The sequence below is a fragment of the Pantoea cypripedii genome, from assembly GCF_011395035.1.
In the GTDB taxonomy this organism is placed as follows: domain Bacteria; phylum Pseudomonadota; class Gammaproteobacteria; order Enterobacterales; family Enterobacteriaceae; genus Pantoea; species Pantoea cypripedii_A.
On record NZ_CP024768.1, the window covers coordinates 2,974,738 to 2,996,833 of the forward strand.

Annotated in this window: 19 protein-coding genes; 4 read left to right on the top strand and 15 right to left on the bottom strand. The window is 54.4% G+C overall.

Annotation, left to right across the window (positions count from 1 at the left end; all coding sequences use genetic code 11):
* Nucleotides 1-80 precede the first annotated feature (80 nt).
* The 12 genes from nuoL to lrhA form a co-directional block, all read right to left on the bottom strand.
* Entirely contained in the window at nt 81-1,916 is a 1,836-nt protein-coding gene (gene nuoL, locus CUN67_RS13845) for an NADH-quinone oxidoreductase subunit L (RefSeq protein WP_208715901.1), read from the bottom strand.
* On the bottom strand, nt 1,913-2,215 hold the full coding sequence (gene nuoK, locus CUN67_RS13850; protein WP_103059485.1) for an NADH-quinone oxidoreductase subunit NuoK: 303 nt from the start codon (nt 2,213-2,215) through the stop codon (nt 1,913-1,915). Before nuoK ends, nuoL begins: the two co-directional genes overlap by 4 nt.
* Nucleotides 2,212-2,763 carry an NADH-quinone oxidoreductase subunit J gene (nuoJ, locus tag CUN67_RS13855; RefSeq protein WP_084876113.1) on the bottom strand — a complete coding sequence of 184 codons (552 nt, stop codon included), beginning with the start codon at nt 2,761-2,763 and terminating at the stop codon, nt 2,212-2,214. The genes nuoK and nuoJ overlap by 4 nt, the downstream gene beginning before the upstream one ends.
* Nucleotides 2,764-2,773: 10 nt before the next feature.
* Nucleotides 2,774-3,316 (bottom strand): NADH-quinone oxidoreductase subunit NuoI, encoded by a 543-nt coding sequence (gene nuoI, locus CUN67_RS13860; RefSeq protein WP_084876114.1) that lies wholly within the window; start codon nt 3,314-3,316, stop codon nt 2,774-2,776.
* A gap of 11 nt (nt 3,317-3,327) precedes the next feature.
* On the bottom strand, nt 3,328-4,302 hold the full coding sequence (nuoH, locus tag CUN67_RS13865; protein ID WP_208715902.1) for an NADH-quinone oxidoreductase subunit NuoH: 975 nt from the start codon (nt 4,300-4,302) through the stop codon (nt 3,328-3,330).
* Nucleotides 4,299-7,022, bottom strand: a complete 2,724-nt coding sequence (gene nuoG, locus CUN67_RS13870; protein ID WP_208715903.1) for an NADH-quinone oxidoreductase subunit NuoG — start codon at nt 7,020-7,022, stop codon at nt 4,299-4,301. Before nuoG ends, nuoH begins: the two co-directional genes overlap by 4 nt.
* Before the next feature lie 103 nt (nt 7,023-7,125).
* On the bottom strand, nt 7,126-8,466 hold the full coding sequence (nuoF, locus tag CUN67_RS13875; RefSeq protein ID WP_208717223.1) for an NADH-quinone oxidoreductase subunit NuoF: 1,341 nt from the start codon (nt 8,464-8,466) through the stop codon (nt 7,126-7,128).
* A gap of 2 nt (nt 8,467-8,468) precedes the next feature.
* Nucleotides 8,469-8,984 (bottom strand): NADH-quinone oxidoreductase subunit NuoE, encoded by a 516-nt coding sequence (gene nuoE / locus CUN67_RS13880; RefSeq protein WP_208715904.1) that lies wholly within the window; start codon nt 8,982-8,984, stop codon nt 8,469-8,471.
* Between the two features lie 2 nt (nt 8,985-8,986).
* Nucleotides 8,987-10,786: an NADH-quinone oxidoreductase subunit C/D gene (gene nuoC / locus CUN67_RS13885; RefSeq protein WP_208715905.1), complete on the bottom strand. Its 1,800-nt coding sequence runs from the start codon at nt 10,784-10,786 to the stop codon at nt 8,987-8,989.
* A gap of 116 nt (nt 10,787-10,902) precedes the next feature.
* Nucleotides 10,903-11,580 carry a NuoB/complex I 20 kDa subunit family protein gene (locus CUN67_RS13890; protein ID WP_084876120.1) on the bottom strand — a complete coding sequence of 226 codons (678 nt, stop codon included), beginning with the start codon at nt 11,578-11,580 and terminating at the stop codon, nt 10,903-10,905.
* 15 nt (nt 11,581-11,595) lie between these two features.
* Nucleotides 11,596-12,039 carry an NADH-quinone oxidoreductase subunit A gene (locus CUN67_RS13895; protein ID WP_084876121.1) on the bottom strand — a complete coding sequence of 148 codons (444 nt, stop codon included), beginning with the start codon at nt 12,037-12,039 and terminating at the stop codon, nt 11,596-11,598.
* 661 nt (nt 12,040-12,700) lie between these two features.
* Nucleotides 12,701-13,624, bottom strand: coding sequence for a transcriptional regulator LrhA (gene lrhA / locus CUN67_RS13900; RefSeq protein ID WP_007889314.1), 924 nt, complete (start codon nt 13,622-13,624; stop codon nt 12,701-12,703).
* 969 nt (nt 13,625-14,593) lie between these two features.
* Between lrhA and CUN67_RS13905 the strand changes: the two genes are divergently transcribed.
* Both CUN67_RS13905 and yfbR read left to right on the top strand, forming a co-directional pair.
* On the top strand, nt 14,594-15,811 hold the full coding sequence (locus tag CUN67_RS13905) for a pyridoxal phosphate-dependent aminotransferase (RefSeq protein WP_208715906.1): 1,218 nt from the start codon (nt 14,594-14,596) through the stop codon (nt 15,809-15,811).
* Between the two features lie 70 nt (nt 15,812-15,881).
* The gene (yfbR, locus tag CUN67_RS13910; protein ID WP_208715907.1) at nt 15,882-16,481 is read left to right on the top strand and encodes a 5'-deoxynucleotidase; all 600 of its coding nucleotides are present in this window, start codon (nt 15,882-15,884) and stop codon (nt 16,479-16,481) included.
* A gap of 71 nt (nt 16,482-16,552) precedes the next feature.
* Here the strand turns inward: yfbR and CUN67_RS13915 are convergent, their stop codons facing one another.
* The 3 genes from CUN67_RS13915 to yfbV form a co-directional block, all read right to left on the bottom strand.
* Entirely contained in the window at nt 16,553-17,212 is a 660-nt protein-coding gene (locus CUN67_RS13915) for a sugar phosphatase (protein WP_208715908.1), read from the bottom strand.
* Between the two features lie 14 nt (nt 17,213-17,226).
* Nucleotides 17,227-17,721, bottom strand: a complete 495-nt coding sequence (locus tag CUN67_RS13920; RefSeq protein WP_084876126.1) for a YfbU family protein — start codon at nt 17,719-17,721, stop codon at nt 17,227-17,229.
* A gap of 140 nt (nt 17,722-17,861) precedes the next feature.
* The gene (gene yfbV, locus CUN67_RS13925; protein ID WP_084876127.1) at nt 17,862-18,314 is read right to left on the bottom strand and encodes a terminus macrodomain insulation protein YfbV; all 453 of its coding nucleotides are present in this window, start codon (nt 18,312-18,314) and stop codon (nt 17,862-17,864) included.
* Between the two features lie 339 nt (nt 18,315-18,653).
* Here yfbV and ackA point away from each other — a divergent pair, with 339 nt between their 5' ends.
* Nucleotides 18,654-19,856, top strand: coding sequence for an acetate kinase (gene ackA, locus CUN67_RS13930; protein ID WP_208715909.1), 1,203 nt, complete (start codon nt 18,654-18,656; stop codon nt 19,854-19,856).
* 70 nt (nt 19,857-19,926) lie between these two features.
* On the top strand, nt 19,927-22,071 hold the full coding sequence (pta, locus tag CUN67_RS13935; RefSeq protein ID WP_208715910.1) for a phosphate acetyltransferase: 2,145 nt from the start codon (nt 19,927-19,929) through the stop codon (nt 22,069-22,071).
* The last annotated feature ends 25 nt before the right edge of the window (nt 22,072-22,096 follow it).

Consider the following 22,096-nt stretch of genomic DNA (forward strand, 5'->3'; position numbering starts at 1 on the left):
TTCCCTTTTTTCTGCCTGAAATCAGGCAATTTTTGACATTCTTAACCGGGGCGAACCATGCCCACCCCGCTCATCAAGCTTTACACCACCATCAGCAGTGCCAGCACGACCACAGCACCGACACTCATGGACGCCACATACCAGCGCAGATAACCGTTTTCACTGACCACCAGGCCCTTGTTGCCAATGCGCGAAATCAGCGCGGGCAGATTCATCAGCGAGTTCAGTGGGTCACGATGCAGCAGCCAGGCAATGCCGAGGAATGGTTTGACGAACACTTTGTCGTACAGCCAGTCGAAGCCCCAGGCCGCAAACCACCAGGTGCCGAAGAAACGACCCGGCGCACTGTTGGCAACGCTGGTCACCAGCTGGCGTTTGCCCAGCCACAGCGCCGCAGCGATCAGGATACCGACGATAGCCACTACGCCAGAGGCGATTTCCAGCCCCACTTTGCCACCTTCGCCAAACTCGTTCTGCGGCAGGACGCCAGCCAGCGGCGGGGTAATCATCGCACCAATAAAGGTCGACAGTACCAGCAGCACCATCAGCGGCAGATGATGAGTAATGCCTTTACCGGCATGCGCATGGATTTTCTCTTCGCCGTGGAAGACGATGAAAATCATGCGGAAGGTATAGATAGACGTCAGGAACGCCCCGACCAGACCGGCAACCATCAGATTGATATGACCATTCGCCAGCGCACCAAACAGGATTTCATCTTTACTGTAGAAACCTGCGGTAATCAGCGGCAGCGCAGCCAGTGCGGCACCACCCACCAGGAAACAGACATACACCAGCGGGATGCTCTTACGCAGGCCACCCATCTTGAAGATGTTCTGCTCGTGGTGGCAGGCCAGAATCACCGAACCTGAAGAGAGGAACAGCAGCGCTTTAAAGAACGCATGGGTCATCAGGTGGAAAATCGCCGCGTCCCACGCCTGCACGCCAAGTGCCAGGAACATGTAGCCAATCTGGCTCATGGTGGAGTAAGCCAGCACGCGTTTGATATCGGTCTGCACCAGCGCGGCAAAACCGGCCAGCACCAGGGTAATGGCACCCACGATACCGACCAGATGCAGCACTTCCGGCGTCAGCAGGAACAAGCCGTGGGTACGGGCGATCAGATAGACACCGGCGGTCACCATGGTTGCGGCGTGGATCAACGCAGAAACCGGTGTCGGACCGGCCATCGCATCGGCCAGCCACGTCTGCAACGGCAGCTGCGCGGATTTACCCACTGCACCACCCAGCAACAGCAGGGTAGCCCACTGCAACATATGGTTATCAGCCGCAAAGTGTGCCGGAGCCAGCTCCACCAATTCGCGGAAGTTCAGCGTGCCCAGTTCGTTGTAGAGGATGAACAAAGCCAAAGCCAGGAACACATCACCCACACGGGTAATGATGAAGGCTTTCATCGCGGCTTTGCCATTTTCCGGGTTGCTGTAGTAGAAACCGATCAGCAGATAGGAACACAGCCCCACCCCTTCCCAGCCGAGATACATCAGCATCAGGTTATCGGCCAGTACCAGGACCACCATGCTGGCGATAAACAGGTTGGTGTAAGCGAAGAAGCGTGAGTATCCCTCTTCACCGCGCATGTACCAGGAAGCGAACATGTGGATGAAGAAGCCGACACCGGTCACCACTGACAACATGGTCAGCGACAGGCCATCCAGCACCAGGTTGACTTTGATATCAAAGTGCCCGACGTTCATCCAGGTCCAGAGTGCCTGAGTAAACGGCTGTTGCCCCTGGCTGAAGAAATCCATGCCGACATAAATTGTGGTCAGGGCAGCCAGACCGACTGACCCCATCCCCACAGCGGCAGACAGGTTCTCCGACCAGCGACCACGGGAAAATGCCAACAGCACGAAGCCAATTAGCGGAAATAAAACGGTTAAGTAGAGAAGATTCATCCGCGCATCTCGCTCACAGTATCAATGTTCAGCGTCTGACGACGACGATAGAGCTGGAGCAGCAGCGCCAGACCAATACTGGCTTCCGCCGCTGCGAGGCTGATGGCCAGGATATACATCACCTGGCCGTCTGCTTGTCCCCAGTAGCTGCCTGCCACCACCAGCGCCAGTGCGGAGGCGTTGATCATGATTTCCAGACCAATCAGCATAAACAGCAGGTTACGGCGCAGCACCAGTGAGGTCAGGCCGAGAACAAACAGCACAGCAGCCAGAATCAGGCCGTGTTGTAACGGGATCATGCGTGCTCCTCTTTTTTCGCTTGCGCCTCTGCCGGACGGTTGCTTAACACTTCGCCCTGACGCTCTTCACGTCCGATATGGAAGGCGACAACCAGGCCGGCCAGCAGCAGCATCGACGCCAGCTCCACAGCCAGAACATAAGGACCGAACAGGCTGATACCCACCGCTTTGGCGTCAATAACGGTGCCATCAATACCCTGATCGTGCGCAGTGCTGATGGCATAAATCATCACCACCAGCAGCAGCAAGGACACGATGCCCGGACCAATCCACAATGACGGCTTCAGCCACTCACGCTCCTGATCCTGCTGGGTTTTGCCGAGGTTCAGCATCATCACCACGAACACGAACAGCACCATAATGGCACCGGCGTAGACGATGATTTCCAGCGCACCGGCAAAGTAAGCGCCCATCGAGAAGAACACACCCGCAATCGACAGCAGCGAAACAATCAGGTACAGCAGCGCATGTACCGGGTTGGTGTGAGTGATGACGCGTAGCGTCGTCAACACCGCCACCAGTCCACAAAGATAAAACGCAAATTCCATACCTGGCTCCTTAAGGTAACAAGCCTTTGACGTCGATCGGTTTGGCTTCGTTTTCCGCGTCGCCTTTGCCTTTCCCGTCAATCGCCATACCTGCCATGCGGTAGAAGTTGTACTCCGGATATTTACCCGGTCCGGAGATCAACAGATCCTGTTTTTCGTACACCAAATCCTGACGCTTAAACTCACCCAGTTCGAAATCCGGGGTCAGCTGGATGGCCGTAGTCGGACAGGCTTCTTCGCACAGGCCACAGAAAATGCAGCGTGAAAAGTTGATGCGGAAGAATTCCGGATACCAGCGGCCATCCTGCATTTCAGCTTTTTGCAGCGAAATACAACCTACCGGGCAGGCTACTGCACACAGGTTACAGGCAACGCAACGCTCTTGACCGTCCGGATCGCGCGTCAGCACGATACGGCCACGGTAGCGTGGCGGCAGGTACACCGGCTCTTCCGGGTACATCTGGGTTTCGCGTTTGGCGAAGGCATGCATGCCTATCATCCAGATACTGCGCACTGTCGTGCCGAAGCCAACGACAATATCTTTTAAAGTCATCTCAAAACCCCTTACTGCGCAGACAGAATCACTGCGGCGGTCGCCAGCAGGTTCAACAGCGTCAACGGCAGACACACTTTCCAGCCGAACGACAGCACCTGGTCATAGCGTGGACGCGGAAGCGCAGCACGAATCAGGATAAACATCACCATAAAGAACGCGGTCTTAACGGCGAACCAGATGATCGGCGGCAGGAACGGTCCCTGCCAGCCACCGAAGAACAGCGTCACAATTAGCGCTGATACGGTGGTGATGGCGACATATTCACCGACAAAGAACAGACCGAACTTCATCCCGGCATATTCGATGTGATAACCATCGGCCAGTTCCTGCTCGGCTTCCGGCTGGTCAAACGGATGACGGTGACACACGGCAACGCCTGCGATACAGAAAGTCAGGAAGCCGAAGAATTGCGGAATGATGTTCCACAGATGCGCCTGGCTTTCCACAATGGCGTTCAGATTGAACGAACCCGCCTGCGCCACCACGCCCATCAGCGACAGACCGAGGAACACTTCGTAGCTCAGGGTCTGCGCGGAAGCACGCATCGCCCCCAGTAACGAGTATTTGTTGTTACTCGACCAACCCGCAAACAGCACCGCGTACACCGCGAGACCCGCCATCATCAGGAAGAACAGCAGACCGATATTCAGGTCGGTCACCATCCAGGTCGGCGTGACCGGCACAATCGCGAAGGCCAGCAGCAGCGAAACAAAGGCAATTACCGGTGCGAGGGTAAAGATGAAGCGGTCGGTAAACGGCGGAACCCAGTCCTCTTTAAAGAACATTTTGATCATGTCCGCTGCCAATTGCAGCGAGCCGCCCCAACCTACACGGTTCGGTCCGTAACGGTTCTGCCATAAGCCGAGCAGACGACGCTCGGCGAAGCTCATGAAGGCACCACAGCCCACCACCACCAGCAGGATGACGATGGCTTTGACGATGCTAATCAGGATGTCAATAACGTCCGGTGTCAGCCAGCTCATTGCGCTGCCTCCTGCAATTTGTCAATGTGCGCACCCGAGAGGAACGGCGGTACACCCGGCATACCGAGTGGCAGCCCCACCAGGCCGGCCTGCAACGAAGCGGAGAAACGTACCGGCAGACGCAGCGTTTCACCGGCACACACCAGCTCCACCGCCGCACCGTTGTTCACACCGAGTTTTTCAGCATCGGCTGGATTGATCACCAGCGTGGCGGGAGACATACGTTTCTGGAACACCGGTGAACGCTGGGTCATCTCTTCGCTACCAAACAGCTGATAGTAAGGGGCCACACGCCACTGGCTGCCACCGACAAAACTTTCCGGCACGGCACTGAACCACGGCAGTGAACCTTCTGCCGCCTCGAACAGACGCACACCCGGGTCGCCATTACGCAGCTTACCGCCCACCTCGGCCTGGAATTTGTTCCATGCCTGTGGGGAGTTCCAGCCTGGAGCCCAGGCAAACGGAATCTGCGAACGCGCCGCGCCTGGCTGGTTGTTCCCTTCCATCGAGAAGGCAAACATGGTGTCTTTATCCTGCGGCTGACGCGGTTCGTGCACGCTGATATTGGCACGCGCCGCCGTACGGCCACTGGAGCGATGCGGTGAACGCGCCAGTTTCTGACCACGAATACGGAAGCTGGCATCCGGTGCCGCGTCCTTGATGCCTTTCAACTGCGGCAATGCCGCGATGGTGGCATCAATCACATGATCAAGCAGCGTCCAGTCAATCTGGCGGCTTTCCACGGTGCTGTGCAGCGAATGCAGCCAGCGCCAGCTTTCCAGCATCACCACGCTGTTGTCGTAGTAAGAAGGATCGTAAACCTGGAAGAAACGCTGCGCGCGGCCTTCATGGTTGATTGAGGTGCCGTCGCTTTCAGCAAAGCTGGCTGTCGAGAACACCAGATTGGCTTTTTCCAGCGTGGCGGTGCGTTGGTGATCGACCACAATCACGTTAGCAGCCTGCGCCAGTGCCGCGTCCACCGTCGCCTTCGGCGCGTGACGATACAGATCGTTTTCCAGCACCACCAGCGTATCGGCTTCGCCGTTACTGAGTTGCGCCAGGGCGCTATCCAGCGATGCACCGCCCATCAGGCCAAGGCCGATGCTGTTAGCAGCTGACGCCAGCAGGGTGATACCGACATCCGCACCGCGCGCTTTCAGCGCTTTGGCCACGTTGGCGGCCGCTTCAATCATTGCGGTGCTGCCCGAGTGCGTACCGGAGATGATCAGCGGTTTTTTCGCCCCTGCCAGGGCCTGTACCACCACATCCAGCTTGCCGTTCAATGTCTTATCGAAATCGCCGACGGCGGGTGCGCTTTCATCCAGCGCATGCGCGATGGCAAAACCGAGACGCGCCTGATCTTCCACCGGAGCGCGATAGCTCCACGCCGCGATGTCATCCAGACGGGTTTCATCGACGTTGGTCACGAACAGCGGATGTTTGGCGTGCTGGCCAATGTTGAGGATCGCCGCGATTTGCCAGTCAGCCACTTTCTGTGCTGCGGCCATTTCGCGTGCTTTACCCTTCACCGCCTGACGCACAGAAAGTGCCACACGCGCACCCACCTGAGTCAGGTCTTCGCCCAGCACCAGCACCGCATCGTAGCTTTCAATCTCACGCAGTGACGGGGTATAGATACCGCCTTCGCGCAGCACTTTGAGCATCAGTTCCAGACGCGTCTGTTCGCCTGCTGGCATCCCGGTGGAGAAGTTTTCTGCTCCCACCAGCTCGCGCAGCGCAAAGTTGCTTTCGATGCTGGCACGCGGAGAACCAATCCCGATGACTTTTTTCGCCTGACGCAGTACATCCGCCGCCGCATTCACGGCCTGCTCGGCATTCAGGGTGACCCAGTCATTACCACGCAGCTGTACCGGATGGCGTGGACGGTCCTTCAGGTTGACGTAACCGTAACCAAAGCGACCACGGTCACACAGGAAGTAGTGGTTGACCGTACCGTTATAGCGGTTTTCGATACGGCGTAGTTCACCGTAACGCTCACCGGGGCTGGTGTTACAGCCGACGCTGCATTGCTGGCAGATGCTCGGCGCAAACTGCATATCCCACTTACGGTTATAACGTTCGGAGTGGGTTTTATCGGTGAAGACCCCGGTCGGACAGATTTCTACCAGGTTACCGGAGAATTCGCTTTCCAGCGTGCCATCTTCCGGACGACCAAAGTAGACGTTGTCATGCGCGCCATAGACGCCGAGATCTGTGCCATCGGCATAATCTTTGTAGTAACGCACACAGCGATAACAGGCGATACAGCGGTTCATTTCATGAGAAATGAAGGGGCCGAGATCCTGATTCTGGTGAGTACGTTTGGTGAAGCGATAGCGACGGAAGCTGTGGCCCGTCATTACCGTCATATCCTGCAAGTGGCAGTTACCGCCCTCTTCGCACACCGGACAGTCATGCGGGTGGTTGGTCATCAGCCATTCCACCACGCTTTCACGAAACTCTTTCGCTTCGCCATCGTCGATGGAAATAAAGGTGCCGTCCATTGCGGGCGTCATGCATGACATGACAAGGCGACCGCGGGTATCTTCGGCATTCTGGAATTGCTTAACCGCGCACTGGCGACAGGCACCTACGCTTCCCAGCGCCGGATGCCAGCAAAAATAAGGAATATCAAGGCCCAGAGACAGACAAGCCTGTAGCAGGTTGTCTGACCCGTTCACTTCATACTCTTTACCGTCTACATGGATAGTAGCCATAGTGAATATGCTTCCGTAAGGCCCGTCCGGGGACGAGCGTTAAACATCTATTTCTTTCCCCGCGCGAGGCTGTCGCGCCGGGTAATCCGTGTACGGCGGCTGATTACCAGCGCGCTTTCAGCAGGTTCGGCTGGATACCGCCGATGGCACGGGTATTGCCAAACACCTGCGGCGCAATGCCAGCTTCAAACTCTTCACGGAAATATTTAATGGCACTTTGCAACGGCTCTACCGCGCCAGGCGCATGGGCACAGAAGGTTTTACCTGGGCCAAGCTGGCGACAAAGCTGTTGCAGGGTTTCGATATCACCCGGCTGACCTTGTTTCTGCTCCAGCGCACGCAGGATCTTCACGCTCCACGGCAGACCATCACGGCATGGCGTACACCAGCCGCAGGATTCGCGGGCAAAGAACTCTTCCAGATTACGCACCAGCGACACCATGTTGATCTCATGGTCAACTGCCATCGCCAGCGCGGTCCCCAGACGGCTACCGGCTTTACCAATGCTGGCAAATTCCATCGGCAGGTCGAGGTGTTGATCGGTGAGGAAGTCAGTGCCTGCGCCGCCTGGTTGCCAGGCTTTGAACTTCAGGCCATCACGCATGCCACCGGCATAATCTTCCAGGATCTCGCGCGCAGTGATACCGAACGGCAGTTCCCAGACGCCCGGGTTTTTCACGCGCCCCGAGAAGCCCATCATTTTGGTGCCGGTATCGTCACTTTTAGAGATGTTCTTGTACCACTCCACCCCATTGAGGAAGATGGCCGGTACATTCGACAGGGTCTCGACGTTGTTTACACAGGTCGGTTTGCCCCAGACGCCAGCACTGGCCGGGAACGGGGGTTTGGAACGCGGGTTAGCGCGACGCCCTTCCAGTGAGTTAATTAACGCGGTTTCTTCACCACAAATGTAGCGGCCAGCCCCGGTATGCACGATCAGTTCGAAATCAAAACCGGTGCCGAGGATGTTTTTGCCGAGATAACCGGCTTCGGTGGCTTCGGCAATCGCGCGGCGCAAATGCACAGCGGCTTCAATATATTCACCGCGCAGGAAGATGTAGCCACGGTAGGCTTTCAGTGCAAAGGCGCTGATCAGCATCCCTTCCACCAGCTGGTGCGGCAGTTGCTCCATCAGCAGGCGGTCTTTATAGGTGCCCGGTTCCATCTCATCGGCGTTACACAGCAGGTAACGGATGTTCATGGATTCGTCTTTTGGCATCAGGCTCCACTTCAGGCCGGTGTTAAAGCCCGCACCACCACGACCTTTCAGACCGGAATCTTTCACCGCTGCGACGATTTCGTCCTGGCTCATGCCCTTCAGCGCTTTTTCCGCGCCAACGTAACCGTTTTTGCTGCGATATTCGTCGATCCATACCGGCTGTTTGTCATCGCGCAGACGCCAGGTCAGTGGATGCGTTTCCGCAGTACGAATGATCTGTTTGATTGTCATTGATATTGCTCCAGTAAATTGGCAATACCTTCCGGCGTCAGATGAACGTGGGTATCTTCATCCACCATCATGGTCGGGCCTTTATCGCAGTTGCCCAGGCAGCAGGTTGGCAGCAACGTAAAGCGACCATCCGGCGTAGTCTGACCCGGTTTGATGTGCAGGTTTTGTTCTAAAGCGGCCTGAATCCCCTGATAACCGGTGATATGGCACACCACGCTGTCGCAGTAGCGAATCACATGACGCCCGACTGGCTGACGGTAGATCTGGCTATAGAACGTCGCCACGCCTTCTACGTCACTGGCCGGAATACCGAGCACGTCCGCGATGGCATTTATCGCGCCGTCAGGCACCCAGCCACGCTGTTTCTGCACGATCTTCAGGGCTTCAATCGAAGCCGCGCGCGCATCTTCGTAATGGTGTTTTTCGTGCTCAATCGCGTGGTGTTCTGCCTCGCTCAGCACAAAGACCTCATTCGGGTCGATCGTTTGGATGGCAATTTTTTGATCGTGCATAATTAGCGGTCCACGTCTGACATAACAAAATCGATACTACCGAGGTAAACGATCAGGTCGGATACCAGGCTGCCACGGATCACCGAAGGGATCTGTTGCAGATGCGGGAAGCTCGGCGTGCGCACGCGGGTGCGGTAGCTCATGGTGCTGCCATCGCTGGTCAGGTAGTAACTGTTGATCCCTTTGGTCGCCTCGATCATCTGGAAGGATTCGTTGGCCGGCATGACCGGACCCCAGGAAACCTGCAGGAAGTGAGTGATCAGGGTTTCGATGTGTTGCAGCGTGCGCTCTTTTGGCGGCGGCGTGGTTAGCGGGTGATCCGCTTTGAACGGCCCTTCCGGCATATTTTTCAGACACTGTTCCAGAATGCGCAGCGACTGCCACATCTCTTCCATTTTCAGCATCACGCGGGTGTAGGCATCGCTGATCCCGGCACCAACCGGAATCTCGAAATCGAAATTCTCGTAACCGGAGTAGGGACGCCATTTACGCACGTCAAAATCAAGACCCGTGGCGCGCAGACCGGCACCGGTGGTGCCCCAGGCCAGCGCTTCATCCATGTTGTACGCGGCAACGCCCTGAGAACGGCCCATCAGCACGCGGTTGCGCAGTGCGGCTTTGTCGTACTCTTTGAGACGTTTTGGCATCCAGTCGAGGAATTCACGCAGCAGACGTTCCCAGCCTTTCGGCAGATCGTGCGCCACACCACCAATACGGAACCATGCCGGGTGCATACGGAAACCGGTGATGGCTTCGACCACGTCATAGATTTTCTGGCGGTCGGTAAAGGCGAAGAACACCGGTGTCATGGCACCGACGTCCTGGATAAAGGTGGAGATGTACAGCAGATGGCTGTTGATGCGGAACAGTTCCGACAGCATCACGCGAATCACATTGACGCGATCCGGTACGGTGATACCCGCCAGTTTTTCCACCGCCAGCACATAAGGCATTTCGTTAACGCAGCCACCGAGATACTCGATGCGGTCGGTATACGGAATGTAGCTGTGCCAGGACTGGCGCTCACCCATCTTCTCGGCACCGCGGTGGTGATAACCCACATCTGGCACGCAGTCGACGATCTCTTCGCCATCCAGTTGCAGAATGATACGGAACGCACCGTGCGCAGACGGGTGGTTCGGACCGAGGTTCAGGAACATAAAGTCCTCGTTGGCGGTGCTGCGCTTCATGCCCCAGTCTTCGGGTTTGAAGGTCAGCGACTCCATTTCGAGGTCTTCTTTTTGTTTGGTCAGCGTGAAGGGATCAAACTCGGTCGCACGCGCCGGATAGTCCTTACGCAGCGGATGCCCTTCCCATGTCTGCGGCATCATGATACGCGTCAGATGCGGGTGACCATCAAAGGTCATGCCAAACATTTCCCAGGTTTCGCGCTCATACCAGTTGGCATTGGCAAAAATTTTGGTGATGGTCGGCAGACGCATATCGTTTTCAGACAACGCGACCTTGAGCATGATGTCGCGATTGCGTTCAATCGATAGCAGATGATAGAAAACGGAAAAATCCGCGGCAGGCAAGCCCGCGCGGTTAGTGCGTAAACGCTCATCCATGCCATGCAAATCATACAGCATGACGTAAGGCTTCGGCAGTTTGCGCAGGAATTCGACAACTTCCAGCAATTGTTCACGCTTCACCCACACCACCGGAATACCGGTGCGGGTGGCCTGAACGGTAAAGGCATCCGGCCCAAAACGGTTACGCAGCTCGCCGATCACCGGGTCGTCCAGGTGATCCCGGGTTTGCCATGCAGGCTGAGCGAGATCTTGCGTGGTTAAATCTGTCATACGTTACTCACCATTCCGGCCTGTTATCAGGCACTCAAAAGAAGGCGTCAGGATGGCGGCACACATTAAATTGTGGTGTTCTGCTGCGGCCGTGGCTCCATCCGTGTACGGGTAGCTTAAACTTCGTCGGGTGTTCTCAGGTTGGTGACAGCGATACGGTCACCGCGTTTTCTTTCGCGTTCTGATTGCATATTCGCGCGATAAACGCCCTGATCACCCACCACCCACGAGAGCGGACGACGCTCTTTGCCGATGGATTCACGTAACAGCAGCAGCGCCTGCATATAAGCTTCCGGACGCGGCGGGCAACCTGGGATATACACATCCACTGGCAGGAATTTATCCACGCCCTGCACCACAGAATAGATGTCATACATGCCGCCAGAGTTGGCACAGGCACCCATCGAGATCACCCACTTGGGTTCCAGCATCTGGTCATACAGACGCTGAATAACCGGGGCCATTTTGGTAAACGGCGTACCGGCAATCACCATGAAATCAGCCTGACGCGGTGAGGCACGCATAACTTCCGCACCAAAACGCGCCACGTCATGCACCGCAGTGAATGACGTGGTCATCTCCACGTAGCAACAGGAAAGGCCGAAGTTATACGGCCAGAGAGAGTTTTTACGACCCCAGTTCACCATGTCGTGCAGGGCATTTTCGAGTTTGCCCATGTAGACGCTGCGGTGAACATGCTGCTCCAGTGGATCCGCGACGATCTCCTGTTTTTGCAGCGGATAGCGATCGTTATCGCCCCCATTCGGGTCTACGCGTGTCAGCGTGTAGTCCATCTTATTGCCTCGCTTTTACTGCTTTTGAGGATTGGTGTGGCTGTGACTGACCGGGCTTGACTTGACCACCACGCGACGACGCGCCGGTGCCCAATCCAGCGCACCGATACGAACCAGGTAAACCAGGCCTGCCAGTAGCACCAAAATGAAAATTGCGGCTTCGACAAAGCCGACCCAGCCGCTCTCGCGGATTGAAGTCGACCATGCGTATAAAAAGAGGGCTTCGACGTCGAAAATAACGAAGAACATCGCAACCAGATAGAATTTTGCAGAGAGGCGAATATGGGTGTCACCGACCGAGTCGATACCCGATTCAAACGGAGTGTTCTTGTAACGCGCGCGGGCACGACCACCTAACAACCAGCCACCGGTCAACATAAAGGCGCAAAGACCGAACGCGAGAACAATGAAAACAATAAATGCCCAGTGATGAGCGATCACTTCTGTGGTTGTTGACATACTCTTTGCTTACTCATCAAAAGTGGCGATGGCATCCTGCACATTCGCAGCAAACGCACCACATCGATTCAAGGGAAGGATAAAAAACCTTATAAACTTTGCTGTCATTATCAATTAAGCAGCAATTTTATGGGGTTTTTTACTCCTTTCTATAACCTTTTGTCAACTTTGACAAAAGTATCCAAACATTATTTTACATCCGCAGCATATTATTAACATACAAGGCCCGTTGCGCCAGCTAAATCGCTTCAGTTTGTGAGGTTAATTTTAGTGTAGCGGGTATTCACATGCATGGATCGTGCATTTAACAATCATATTTTGACAGGAATTAACCGGATTTCCTTGTCCTTTTCAGGGCTATTTTCTTGATCCAGGACACATAACAATGCTTTTTGCTGTAAAAAGAGACAATTCTCGCAGGCAGATGCCCAGGGAAAGATGGCACGAAATGAGAAAATCGTTCCACTTCAGATGAAAATGAAACGCATTTCATTTTTTCAGGGGGGGATAAATTTACGGGTGGCTCAGTGGCGTCAGAAAGGCTGAGATAAATGGCATAAAAAAAGCCTTAGCCGGAAAAAACCATGCTAAGGCTTATTTATCTAAGTTTTAACAATTGCCCGGTATTCTATTTGAGAAAGATTACCAGCGCAGATTGTGCTTACTCTTCGTCATCCAGCAACAGTGTGCCGTCTGGATTTGCACTCAGATTGTACGGATCGTTAGTGGACTGCATAGCATTGAAGATGGCCAGTGCCAGTTCGTTATCGCTGTCCGGATTACGGCACAGCAGATATTGCGTATCCGGCAGAACGGGCAGACCTTCAGCAGCCCCCATCACACGCAGTTCCGGGCTCATCATTTCCACCGGACGCGCGGTAACGCCAAGCCCGGCTTTTACTGCCGCACGGACTGCCGCCAGCGTGGAGGCCACATAAGAAATGCGCCACGGGATACCCGCTTCGTTAAGATGGTCAATCGCCATATCGCGGTACGGACTGGGTTCATCCAGCAGCACCAGTGGAATCGCTTCACCGCGCTGGAAGATGTAATCAGCCGCGCAATACCACAGGGTCGGCGAGGTACGCAGAACCTGGTGAGTAAAGTTACCTGGACTGGAAGTCGTGACCACCAAATCCACTTCTCCCTGGTTCAGCATTTCCATCATAAATGGATTACGCTTCACGCGGACATCAATCGCCAGCTTCGGATAAACCGAGGTCACGCGATTAAGCAGGAAAGGCAGAATGGTATCTGAGGTGTCATCAGAAGCGCCAATAGTCAGCACGCCCTGAATATTGCTATACATCAGAGAGGTACAAGCTTCGTCATTAAAACGAAGGATCTTTCTGGCGTAGCCCAGCAGTTGTATGCCATGCTCCGTCAGCAATTTATTACGTCCATGTCTGGCAAACAGCTCTTTACCTACCAATTGTTCCAGACGCTGCATCTGCTGGCTTACTGCTGATTGCGTTCTGCACACGGCCGCAGCCGCAGCCGCAAAGGTGTTCAGGTCAGCAACGGCGACGAAAGTTCTCAGCAGATCGAGGTCGAGATTCAGTATCGGACGATTTGCATTAGTCATGTTTTTTCTTCACTTATAAGATTTTTTACAAACTACTACCCTGGTGTATTACCTTACTTATCATTGGGATAAGAGGTAATGGTGCTTAATGACAGTCCTGTGTGGAGACTGTCATGAAAAAAACTGGATCAGGCGGATTCCAACGATTACGTCACTCTGAAAACAGAGCAGCGGCGTCACAAAGACAGAACAACTTCTCGGGCCGAAAGCGTAAATCGCGCAAATGCAGGAAGCTGTGTAGTTGCCTGGTTTCCCGCCAAAACCGTGCGCGGGTCAAAAAATGATAACTGTATGTTATGGTGATGCGAAGAGGTAAAGTGCATCAAATAATAAATTATACTTAATCATTTTTGCGCCAGAAATGGAAATGTTTTTGTTAGAAAGCTCATAATTTTTGACCTGATCCCTTTTCCCGCACATCCTGCCACAAAGCTGTTCATTTTTTAAGCCCCCCAGGTTCTGAAACTTCATAGGGAAAGCTTAAGTTTCAGCGCAAATGCTATTTAATGCAGACTACGGACACCGCCTTGCTGCCGATGGTTATCTGATTCTGCCTCGAAAACTGAATGAGAATCGGTGACAATTTCTGACGCCAGCGGACAATAAACCGGCAATGACTAATTATTCGACTTCCTACAAGGATTCTTTAACTATTTCATTACGTCGCTAACGATTCAATGCGACAGTTGTGAATAAAAATATGCGCAATCCCCTCCTTTACGTCTGGATTAAGGAGTTTACAGCTCCCCGGCCCGCCATCAGCATTAAATATCAACCCTGGTAACTTTACTGGATAATTCAACCAGATTAATCAGTGTAAAATGCCTTTTCAGCCAGTATCAGCATAAAAAATTGCCAAACTCGCCAAAACCTTTCGTTACCCTTCTTTTGTTACGGGGAGAGGAGTAAATTGGGCGGGTTTGTTTTTTGAGGCAGGTTAAATGGACTCTGCCCGTTAAGGCGGTAGCGATGAATTTTCAAATTGATAAATCCGGCAAGCTGGATAATGTCTGTTATGACATCCGTGGCCCGGTACTGAAAGAGGCGAAACGTCTCGAAGAAGAAGGCAACAAAGTTCTCAAACTCAACATTGGCAACCCTGCCCCGTTTGGTTTTGAAGCCCCCGATGAAATCCTGGTTGATGTGATCCGCAACCTGCCCAGTGCCCAGGGATATTGTGACTCGAAAGGTCTCTACTCGGCGCGCAAAGCAATTATGCAGCATTATCAGGCGCGCGAAATGCGCGATATGACCGTTGAAGACATCTATATTGGTAACGGTGTTTCAGAGCTGATCGTGCAGGCCATGCAGGCACTGCTGAACAGCGGTGATGAAATGCTGGTGCCTGCGCCGGATTATCCGCTGTGGACCGCTGCCGTCTCCCTGTCCAGCGGTAAAGCGGTGCATTATCTGTGCGATGAATCCGCAGGCTGGTTCCCGGACCTGGATGATATCCGCAGCAAAATCACTCCGCGCACGCGCGGTATCGTGATTATCAACCCGAACAACCCCACCGGTGCGGTGTATAGCAAAGAATTGCTGATGGAAATCGTTGAGATTGCCCGCCAGCATAATCTGATCATCTTTGCCGATGAGATCTACGACAAGATCCTGTATGACGAAGCGCAGCACCATTCCATCGCCGCGCTGGCCCCGGACCTGTTAACCGTGACCTTTAACGGCCTGTCAAAAACCTATCGCGTTGCCGGTTTCCGTCAGGGCTGGATGGTGCTGAACGGACCGAAGAAACACGCCAAAGGCTACATTGAAGGCCTGGAAATGCTGGCCTCGATGCGTCTGTGCGCCAACGTGCCAGCGCAACACGCGATTCAGACCGCGCTGGGTGGTTATCAGAGCATCAGTGAATTTATCGTGCCGGGCGGTCGTCTCTATGAACAACGCCAGCGCGCCTGGGAATTGATTAATGACATCCCAGGCGTCAGCTGTGTGAAGCCGCAGGGTGCGCTTTATATGTTCCCGCGCATTGATGCGAAGAAATTCAATCTGTTCGACGATCAGAAAATGGTGCTTGATTTCCTGCTCCAGGAAAAAGTGCTGCTGGTGCAGGGCACTGCATTCAACTGGCCGTGGCCGGATCATGTGCGCATCGTCACCCTGCCCCGCGTTGACGATCTGGAAATGGCCATCACCAAATTTGGCCGCTTCCTGCAAGGGTATCGTCAGTAGCGTCATACGCGTATAGTGATTGTATTTCGGGGAGAGGCCGCTCTCCCCGCCGTTCGATCAGGAACTGCTCATGACCCGTAGCCACTTTTTCGCCCATCTCTCCCGTCTTAAACTGATCAACCGCTGGCCACTGATGCGTAATGTGCGCACCGAAAACGTCTCTGAGCACAGTCTTCAGGTCGCGATGGTCGCTCATGTGCTGGCGGTGATTAAAAACAAAAAATTCAACGGCAATCTCAATGCCGATCGCATTGCCATGCTGGCGCTTTATCATGATGCCAGTGAAGTGCTGACCGGCGATCTACCGACCCCGGTCAAGTATTACAACGCGCAAATCGCCCATGAATACAAGAAGATCGAGAAGATTGCCCAACACAAACTGATTGAAATGCTTCCGGCGGAACTTCAGGAGGATTTTCGTCCGTTGCTGGACGAACATCTGCATAGCGAAGCAGAACAGGCGGTGGTGAAGCAGGCCGATGCCCTGTGTGCGTACGTAAAATGCCTTGAGGAGCTGTCTGCCGGTAACAACGAGTTTTTACTGGCAAAAGCGCGTCTGGAAAAAACCCTGTCCCAACGCCGCTCGCCGGAAATGGATTATTTTGTCGAGGTTTTCATCCCCAGCTTCAGCCTGTCGCTGGATGAAATTTCGCAGGATACGCCGTTGTAGCGGCGCGATTTATCGCGCGGATTTTTCTGGCATCGCGCACGAAATTGCGCGATAAATCGCGCCGCTACGGATTATGCGTTCAGCGACAAGGTAAAACCGCCCTTCCCGTCACCGGTCACCACCAGCGCTTCCAGCGTAGTCAGGGAGAAGGTCACCTCATCCAGACGGGGCGTGTCCTGCGGTGCATTTACCGCAATCACCGCGCTGCCCGCATTCAATCCGGCCAGCACACCCGCAGGCGCATCTTCCACCACCACGCACTCGCCAGCAGCCAGACCCAGCTTCTCTGCGCCCAGCAAATAGGCATCGGGTTCCGGCTTGCCGCGTTTTACATTCTCAGCAGTGATAAACACGGCGGGCGCAGGCAGTCCGGCGGCTTTGTGACGCGCATGGGCAACCGGTACTGAACCTGAAGTGACAATCGCCCACGGAATGTGTAGCTCATTCAGCGTCGCCAGCAGTGACTGTGCGCCAGGTAAGGCACGCACCCCGTCAGTGTCTTCCGCTTCAATACGTTCCAGACGCAAAAATTCCGCCTGGATCGCTTCCTCGCTCTGGCCCGCCATAAAATGACGCAGCGAGGTTATCGCCTGTTTGCCATGAATGAAGCTCAGGATTTCTTCCGCCGCAAAACCATGACGCTCACCCCATTGTGTCCACGCGCGCTCTACAGCAGGCAGTGAATCCACCAGCGTGCCATCTAAATCAAACAGAAAACCCCTGTACTTCACTCGATGCTCCTTCTTCAGGCATTAAGGATTTGCGCGATCTCATTCGCACTCAAATGGTACTGACGAGGACAAGTGTGCCACACCGCCAGCATACGTTGGTATTTTTCCCACATCGGCGTTTGGGCATTAAACCCGTGGGTGCCGGAATCAAAGTGGGTGTAACGCCCTTCGGTATTGACCATAAAACGCACATAGCCGAGGTAGCGTGCTTCAGTGGCGGCGTCAAAACCGAGAAAGGCCAGACGGCGTTCCTCAATCAGCGCGGAATCTTTGAGATTGGACCAGGAAACATGCAGCGCGTGGTGCATCTCCATAATATCGATCAGGGTGCGACAGGTGTCTTCGCTCAGCTCACCAAACTCTTTATCCAGTTCGCGCAATTGCAGGCCATAGCCACGTTCAATGATGGTCTGATAACGGCGGTACCGTTCAGCGTTGTCCGGCTCCAGCATCGCCATCATTTTGTACTGATTTGACAGGATGAGCCGCTGTGCGTGGGTCATTTCCATGGTTGTTCTCCCGGGGCATCAATTTAGGTAATAGAGAAATGATTGCACAAGGGAACGGATGCGGGTATGTCCGCACCACTTTTCTTTGATTTGAACCGGGATCAGCGGCGAATTCTGTCCCGGTGAGAAACGTTTAACGATCAAAGATCGTCAAGGAAGGTCCGATCCAGCTGTTTAAATGCGCGTTTCAGCACGTCGGCCAGTGCCTGGTAAGTGGGCTTACCTTCAACCGGCGCAATCGCCTGTCCGGCTTCTTCCAGTTTGGCGCGGACTTCATGGAACCATTGCAGTAAAGAGGGCGGCAACGGTGTCATGGAGCGTTTACCCAGCCACCACAACCCCTGCATCGGCAGGCTACAGGCAAACAATGCCGTCGCCACTGCTGGCCCCAGCTGTCCGCCCATGGCGATCTGCCACGTCAGGGTAAAAATTGCCAATGGCGGCATAAAGCGAATGGAAAAACGTGTCGCCGTCACCACACGATTTTCAGGAAACACCGGAGCCAGGCGTTTATCGGCTGGCCAGGTCTTCATGTAGTGCTGGCCGCGCTGAAATAAGCCGAACCAGCCTGGATTACCTGTATCATTCGCCATGGTAGACCTCAACTATTACTGCAAGATTTAAAATAAACTGACAACCACACAACTTTACGTGACATCCTTCAAAAGTTTTTGTCTTTAAGGGTGACACTGGGTATTCTGACGCCGTTTCAGCAACATTACCGGAAGCTTCTGCTCAATAAAAGCGCGGTTTAGAGCCATGTTTCGCTAAGCCGATTTAAAAAAATCGCGTAAAATTACCAAAATTTTTTTGCGGATCGGTCTCTTTTTGACTACCGCATGATGTTAATCATTAATTTACCAGCTTTCATGAACTACGCTGTTAGTCTGATTGCGTTATTTCTCGCCACTATTTAACCAATAGGTACTTCCATGTCGACGAAGTTAGTTCTGGTTCTGAACTGCGGCAGCTCTTCACTCAAGTTTGCCATCCTCAACCCCGCCAACGGCGACGAATTCCTCTCCGGTCTGGCTGAATGCTTCCACCTGCCTGAAGCGCGTATTAAATGGAAACTCGAGGGTAGCAAACAGGAAGCCCCTCTGGGCGCGGGCGCAGCGCACAGCGAAGCCCTCAACTTCATTGTTAAAACTATTCTGGCACAAAAACCAGAGCTTTCGGCACAAATCGCTGCAATCGGCCATCGTATCGTTCATGGCGGCGAACAGCTGACGAAATCTGTGGTGATTGATGAGTCCGTTATCCAGGGCATTAAAGATGCCTCTTCATTTGCTCCGCTGCATAATCCGGCACATCTGATCGGTATCGACGAAGCAATGAAAAATTTCCCGCACCTTTCAGATAAGAATGTGGCGGTTTTTGATACTGCATTCCATCAGACAATGCCTGAAGAATCGTATCTCTACGCTCTGCCGTACAAATTGTATAAAGAACACGGCGTGCGTCGTTATGGTGCCCACGGTACCAGCCACTACTATGTCACCCAGGAAGCAGCAAAAATGCTGGGTAAACCGGTAGAACAACTGAACGTGATCACGTGCCACCTCGGCAACGGCGGTTCTGTTTCCGCTATTCGTAACGGCGTCTGTGTCGATACCTCAATGGGTCTGACGCCGCTGGAAGGTCTGGTAATGGGTACCCGCAGCGGTGACATCGATCCGGCCATCGTTTTCTTCCTGCATGACACCCTCGGCATGAGCGTTGATGCGATCAACAAACTGCTGACCAAAGAGTCTGGCCTGCTGGGTCTGACTGAAGTCACCAGCGACTGCCGCTACGTAGAAGACAACTACACCACCAAAGCCGATGCCAAACGCGCCATGGACGTGTTCTGCCATCGCCTGGCGAAGTACATCGGCGGCTACACCTCGCTGATGGAAGGCCGCCTGGACGCGGTCGTCTTCACCGGTGGTATCGGTGAAAATGCCGCGATGGTGCGTGAGCTGTCGCTGCAAAAACTGGGCCTGCTGGGCTTTGAAGTGGACCACGAACGCAACCTGGCGGCGCGCTTCGGTAAATCCGGCTTCATTAATAAAGAAGGCACCCGCCCGGCGGTGGTGATCCCCACCAACGAAGAGTTGGTTATCGCCCAGGACGCCGCGCGTCTCACCGCGTAAATGCTTCTCTCCGTCAGCTCAGGCTGACGGAGTTGTTTTTGACACCCTGCAACACCTGAGAGGTTATAAAGTGTCACGTACAATTATGCTCATTCCAACCGGCACCAGCGTCGGCCTGACCAGCGTCAGTCTTGGCGTGATCCGTGCGATGGAACGCAAAGGCGTGCGCCTGAGCGTATTCAAACCGATTGCGCAGCCACGCACTGGCGGCGACAAACCGGACCAGACCACCACCATCATCCGTAAGAACTCCACGATCCCAGCCGCTGAACCGCTGCTGATGTCGCGTGTTGAGTCGCTGCTGGGTTCCAACCAGCAGGACGTGCTGATGGAAGAGATCATCGCCCGCTACCACGAAAACACCAAAGATGCCGAAGTGGTACTGGTGGAAGGTCTGGTGCCGACGCGCAAACACCAGTTTGCTTCCGCATTGAACTATGAAATTGCCAAAACCCTGAACGCCGAAATCGTCTTCGTCACCGCGCTGGGTAATGACTCTCCGGCCCAGCTGAAAGAACGTATCGAACTGACGCAAAGCAGCTTTGGCGGCAGCAAGAACAAAAATATCACCGGCGTGATCATCAACAAACTGAATGCACCGGTGGATGAACAGGGACGCACGCGTCCGGATTTGTCAGAGATTTTTGATGACTCTTCCAAAGCCAGCATCGCCAACATCGACCCGAAAACGCTGTTCACCAACAGCCCGCTGCCGGTGCTGGGTTGTGTGCCGTGGAGCTTTGATCTGATCGCCACCCGTGCGATTGATATGTGCCGCCACCTGAACGCCGACATCATCAACGAAGGTGAAATCCAGACGCGCCGGGTGAAATCTGTCACCTTCTGTGCCCGTAGCATTCCGCACATGCTGGAGCACTTCCGTCCGGGTTCTCTGCTGGTGACCTCAGCAGACCGTCCTGACGTGTTGCTGGCAGCCTGTCTGGCCGCGATGAATGGTGTGGAAATCGGTGCCATTCTGCTGACCGGTGGATACGAGATTGATGAGCGTATCGGTCGTCTGTGCGAGCGCGCCTTCCAGACCGGCCTGCCGGTATTTATGGTGAAAACCAACACCTGGCAGACTTCACTCAGCCTGCAAAGCTTCAACCTCGAAGTCCCGGCTGACGATACCCAGCGTATTGAAAAAGTGCAGGAATACGTTGCCAGCTACATCAATGACGACTGGATCGAATCGCTGACCGCCACTTCCGAGCGCAGCCGTCGTCTGTCACCGCCAGCCTTCCGCTACCAGCTGACTGAGCTGGCGCGCAAAGCGGGCAAGCGTATCGTCCTGCCGGAAGGCGACGAGCCGCGTACCGTGAAAGCGGCCGCCATCTGTGCCGAACGTGGTATCGCCACCTGTGTGCTGCTGGGTAACCCGGATGAGATCCAGCGTGTGGCTGCGGCTCAGGGCGTGGAACTGGGCAAAGGCATCGTCATTGTCGATCCGGAAGTGGTACGTGAGAACTATGTGCCGCGTCTGGTTGAACTGCGTAAGAGCAAAGGCATGACCGAAGTGGTTGCGCAGGAGCAGCTGGAAGACAACGTGGTGCTCGGCACCATGATGCTGGAAAGTGGCGAAGTTGACGGTCTGGTATCGGGTGCCGTTCATACCACCGCCAATACCATTCGTCCGCCGTTACAGCTGATCAAAACTGCGCCGAACAGCTCGCTGGTTTCATCTGTGTTCTTTATGCTGCTGCCGGAGCAGGTGCTGGTGTATGGCGACTGCGCCATCAACCCGGACCCGAACCCGGAACAGCTGGCCGAAATCGCTATCCAGTCTGCCGATTCTGCCAAAGCCTTCGGTATCGATCCGCGCGTGGCGATGATCTCCTACTCCACCGGTAATTCCGGTGCCGGTAGCGACGTGGAAAAAGTCCGTGAAGCCACGCGTATTGCGCAGGAAAAACGCCCGGATCTGGTGATCGACGGTCCGTTGCAGTATGACGCCGCGATCATGGAAGACGTGGCAAAATCTAAAGCGCCGAACTCGCAGGTTGCGGGCCGTGCTACCGTGTTTATCTTCCCTGACCTGAACACCGGTAACACCACCTACAAAGCGGTACAGCGCTCAGCAGACCTGATCTCCATCGGGCCGATGTTGCAGGGTATGCGTAAGCCGGTCAACGACCTGTCACGCGGCGCGCTGGTGGATGATATCGTCTACACCATCGCCCTGACAGCGATTCAGTCTCAGCAGGCTGAAGGCTAACGGTCGTTAAATACGGATAAGGCGT

Bases quoted from the DNA above. Each gene is read 5' to 3' on its own strand.
- nuoC (WP_208715905.1), bottom strand. From the start codon at position 10,786: ATGACAGATTTAACCACGCAAGATCTCGCTCAGCCTGCATGGCAAACC.
- yfbV (WP_084876127.1), bottom strand. From the start codon at position 18,314: ATGGCGAATGATACAGGTAATCCAGGCTGGTTCGGCTTATTTCAGCGC.
- lrhA (WP_007889314.1), bottom strand. From the start codon at position 13,624: ATGACTAATGCAAATCGTCCGATACTGAATCTCGACCTCGATCTGCTG.
- ackA (WP_208715909.1), top strand. From the start codon at position 18,654: ATGTCGACGAAGTTAGTTCTGGTTCTGAACTGCGGCAGCTCTTCACTC.
- nuoI (WP_084876114.1), bottom strand. From the start codon at position 3,316: ATGACTTTAAAAGATATTGTCGTTGGCTTCGGCACGACAGTGCGCAGT.
- CUN67_RS13890 (WP_084876120.1), bottom strand. From the start codon at position 11,580: ATGGACTACACGCTGACACGCGTAGACCCGAATGGGGGCGATAACGAT.
- nuoJ (WP_084876113.1), bottom strand. From the start codon at position 2,763: ATGGAATTTGCGTTTTATCTTTGTGGACTGGTGGCGGTGTTGACGACG.
- yfbR (WP_208715907.1), top strand. From the start codon at position 15,882: ATGACCCGTAGCCACTTTTTCGCCCATCTCTCCCGTCTTAAACTGATC.
- nuoE (WP_208715904.1), bottom strand. From the start codon at position 8,984: ATGCACGATCAAAAAATTGCCATCCAAACGATCGACCCGAATGAGGTC.
- nuoL (WP_208715901.1), bottom strand. From the start codon at position 1,916: ATGAATCTTCTCTACTTAACCGTTTTATTTCCGCTAATTGGCTTCGTG.
- nuoH (WP_208715902.1), bottom strand. From the start codon at position 4,302: ATGAGCTGGCTGACACCGGACGTTATTGACATCCTGATTAGCATCGTC.
- CUN67_RS13920 (WP_084876126.1), bottom strand. From the start codon at position 17,721: ATGGAAATGACCCACGCACAGCGGCTCATCCTGTCAAATCAGTACAAA.
- CUN67_RS13895 (WP_084876121.1), bottom strand. From the start codon at position 12,039: ATGTCAACAACCACAGAAGTGATCGCTCATCACTGGGCATTTATTGTT.
- nuoG (WP_208715903.1), bottom strand. From the start codon at position 7,022: ATGGCTACTATCCATGTAGACGGTAAAGAGTATGAAGTGAACGGGTCA.
- nuoK (WP_103059485.1), bottom strand. From the start codon at position 2,215: ATGATCCCGTTACAACACGGCCTGATTCTGGCTGCTGTGCTGTTTGTT.
- CUN67_RS13905 (WP_208715906.1), top strand. From the start codon at position 14,594: ATGAATTTTCAAATTGATAAATCCGGCAAGCTGGATAATGTCTGTTAT.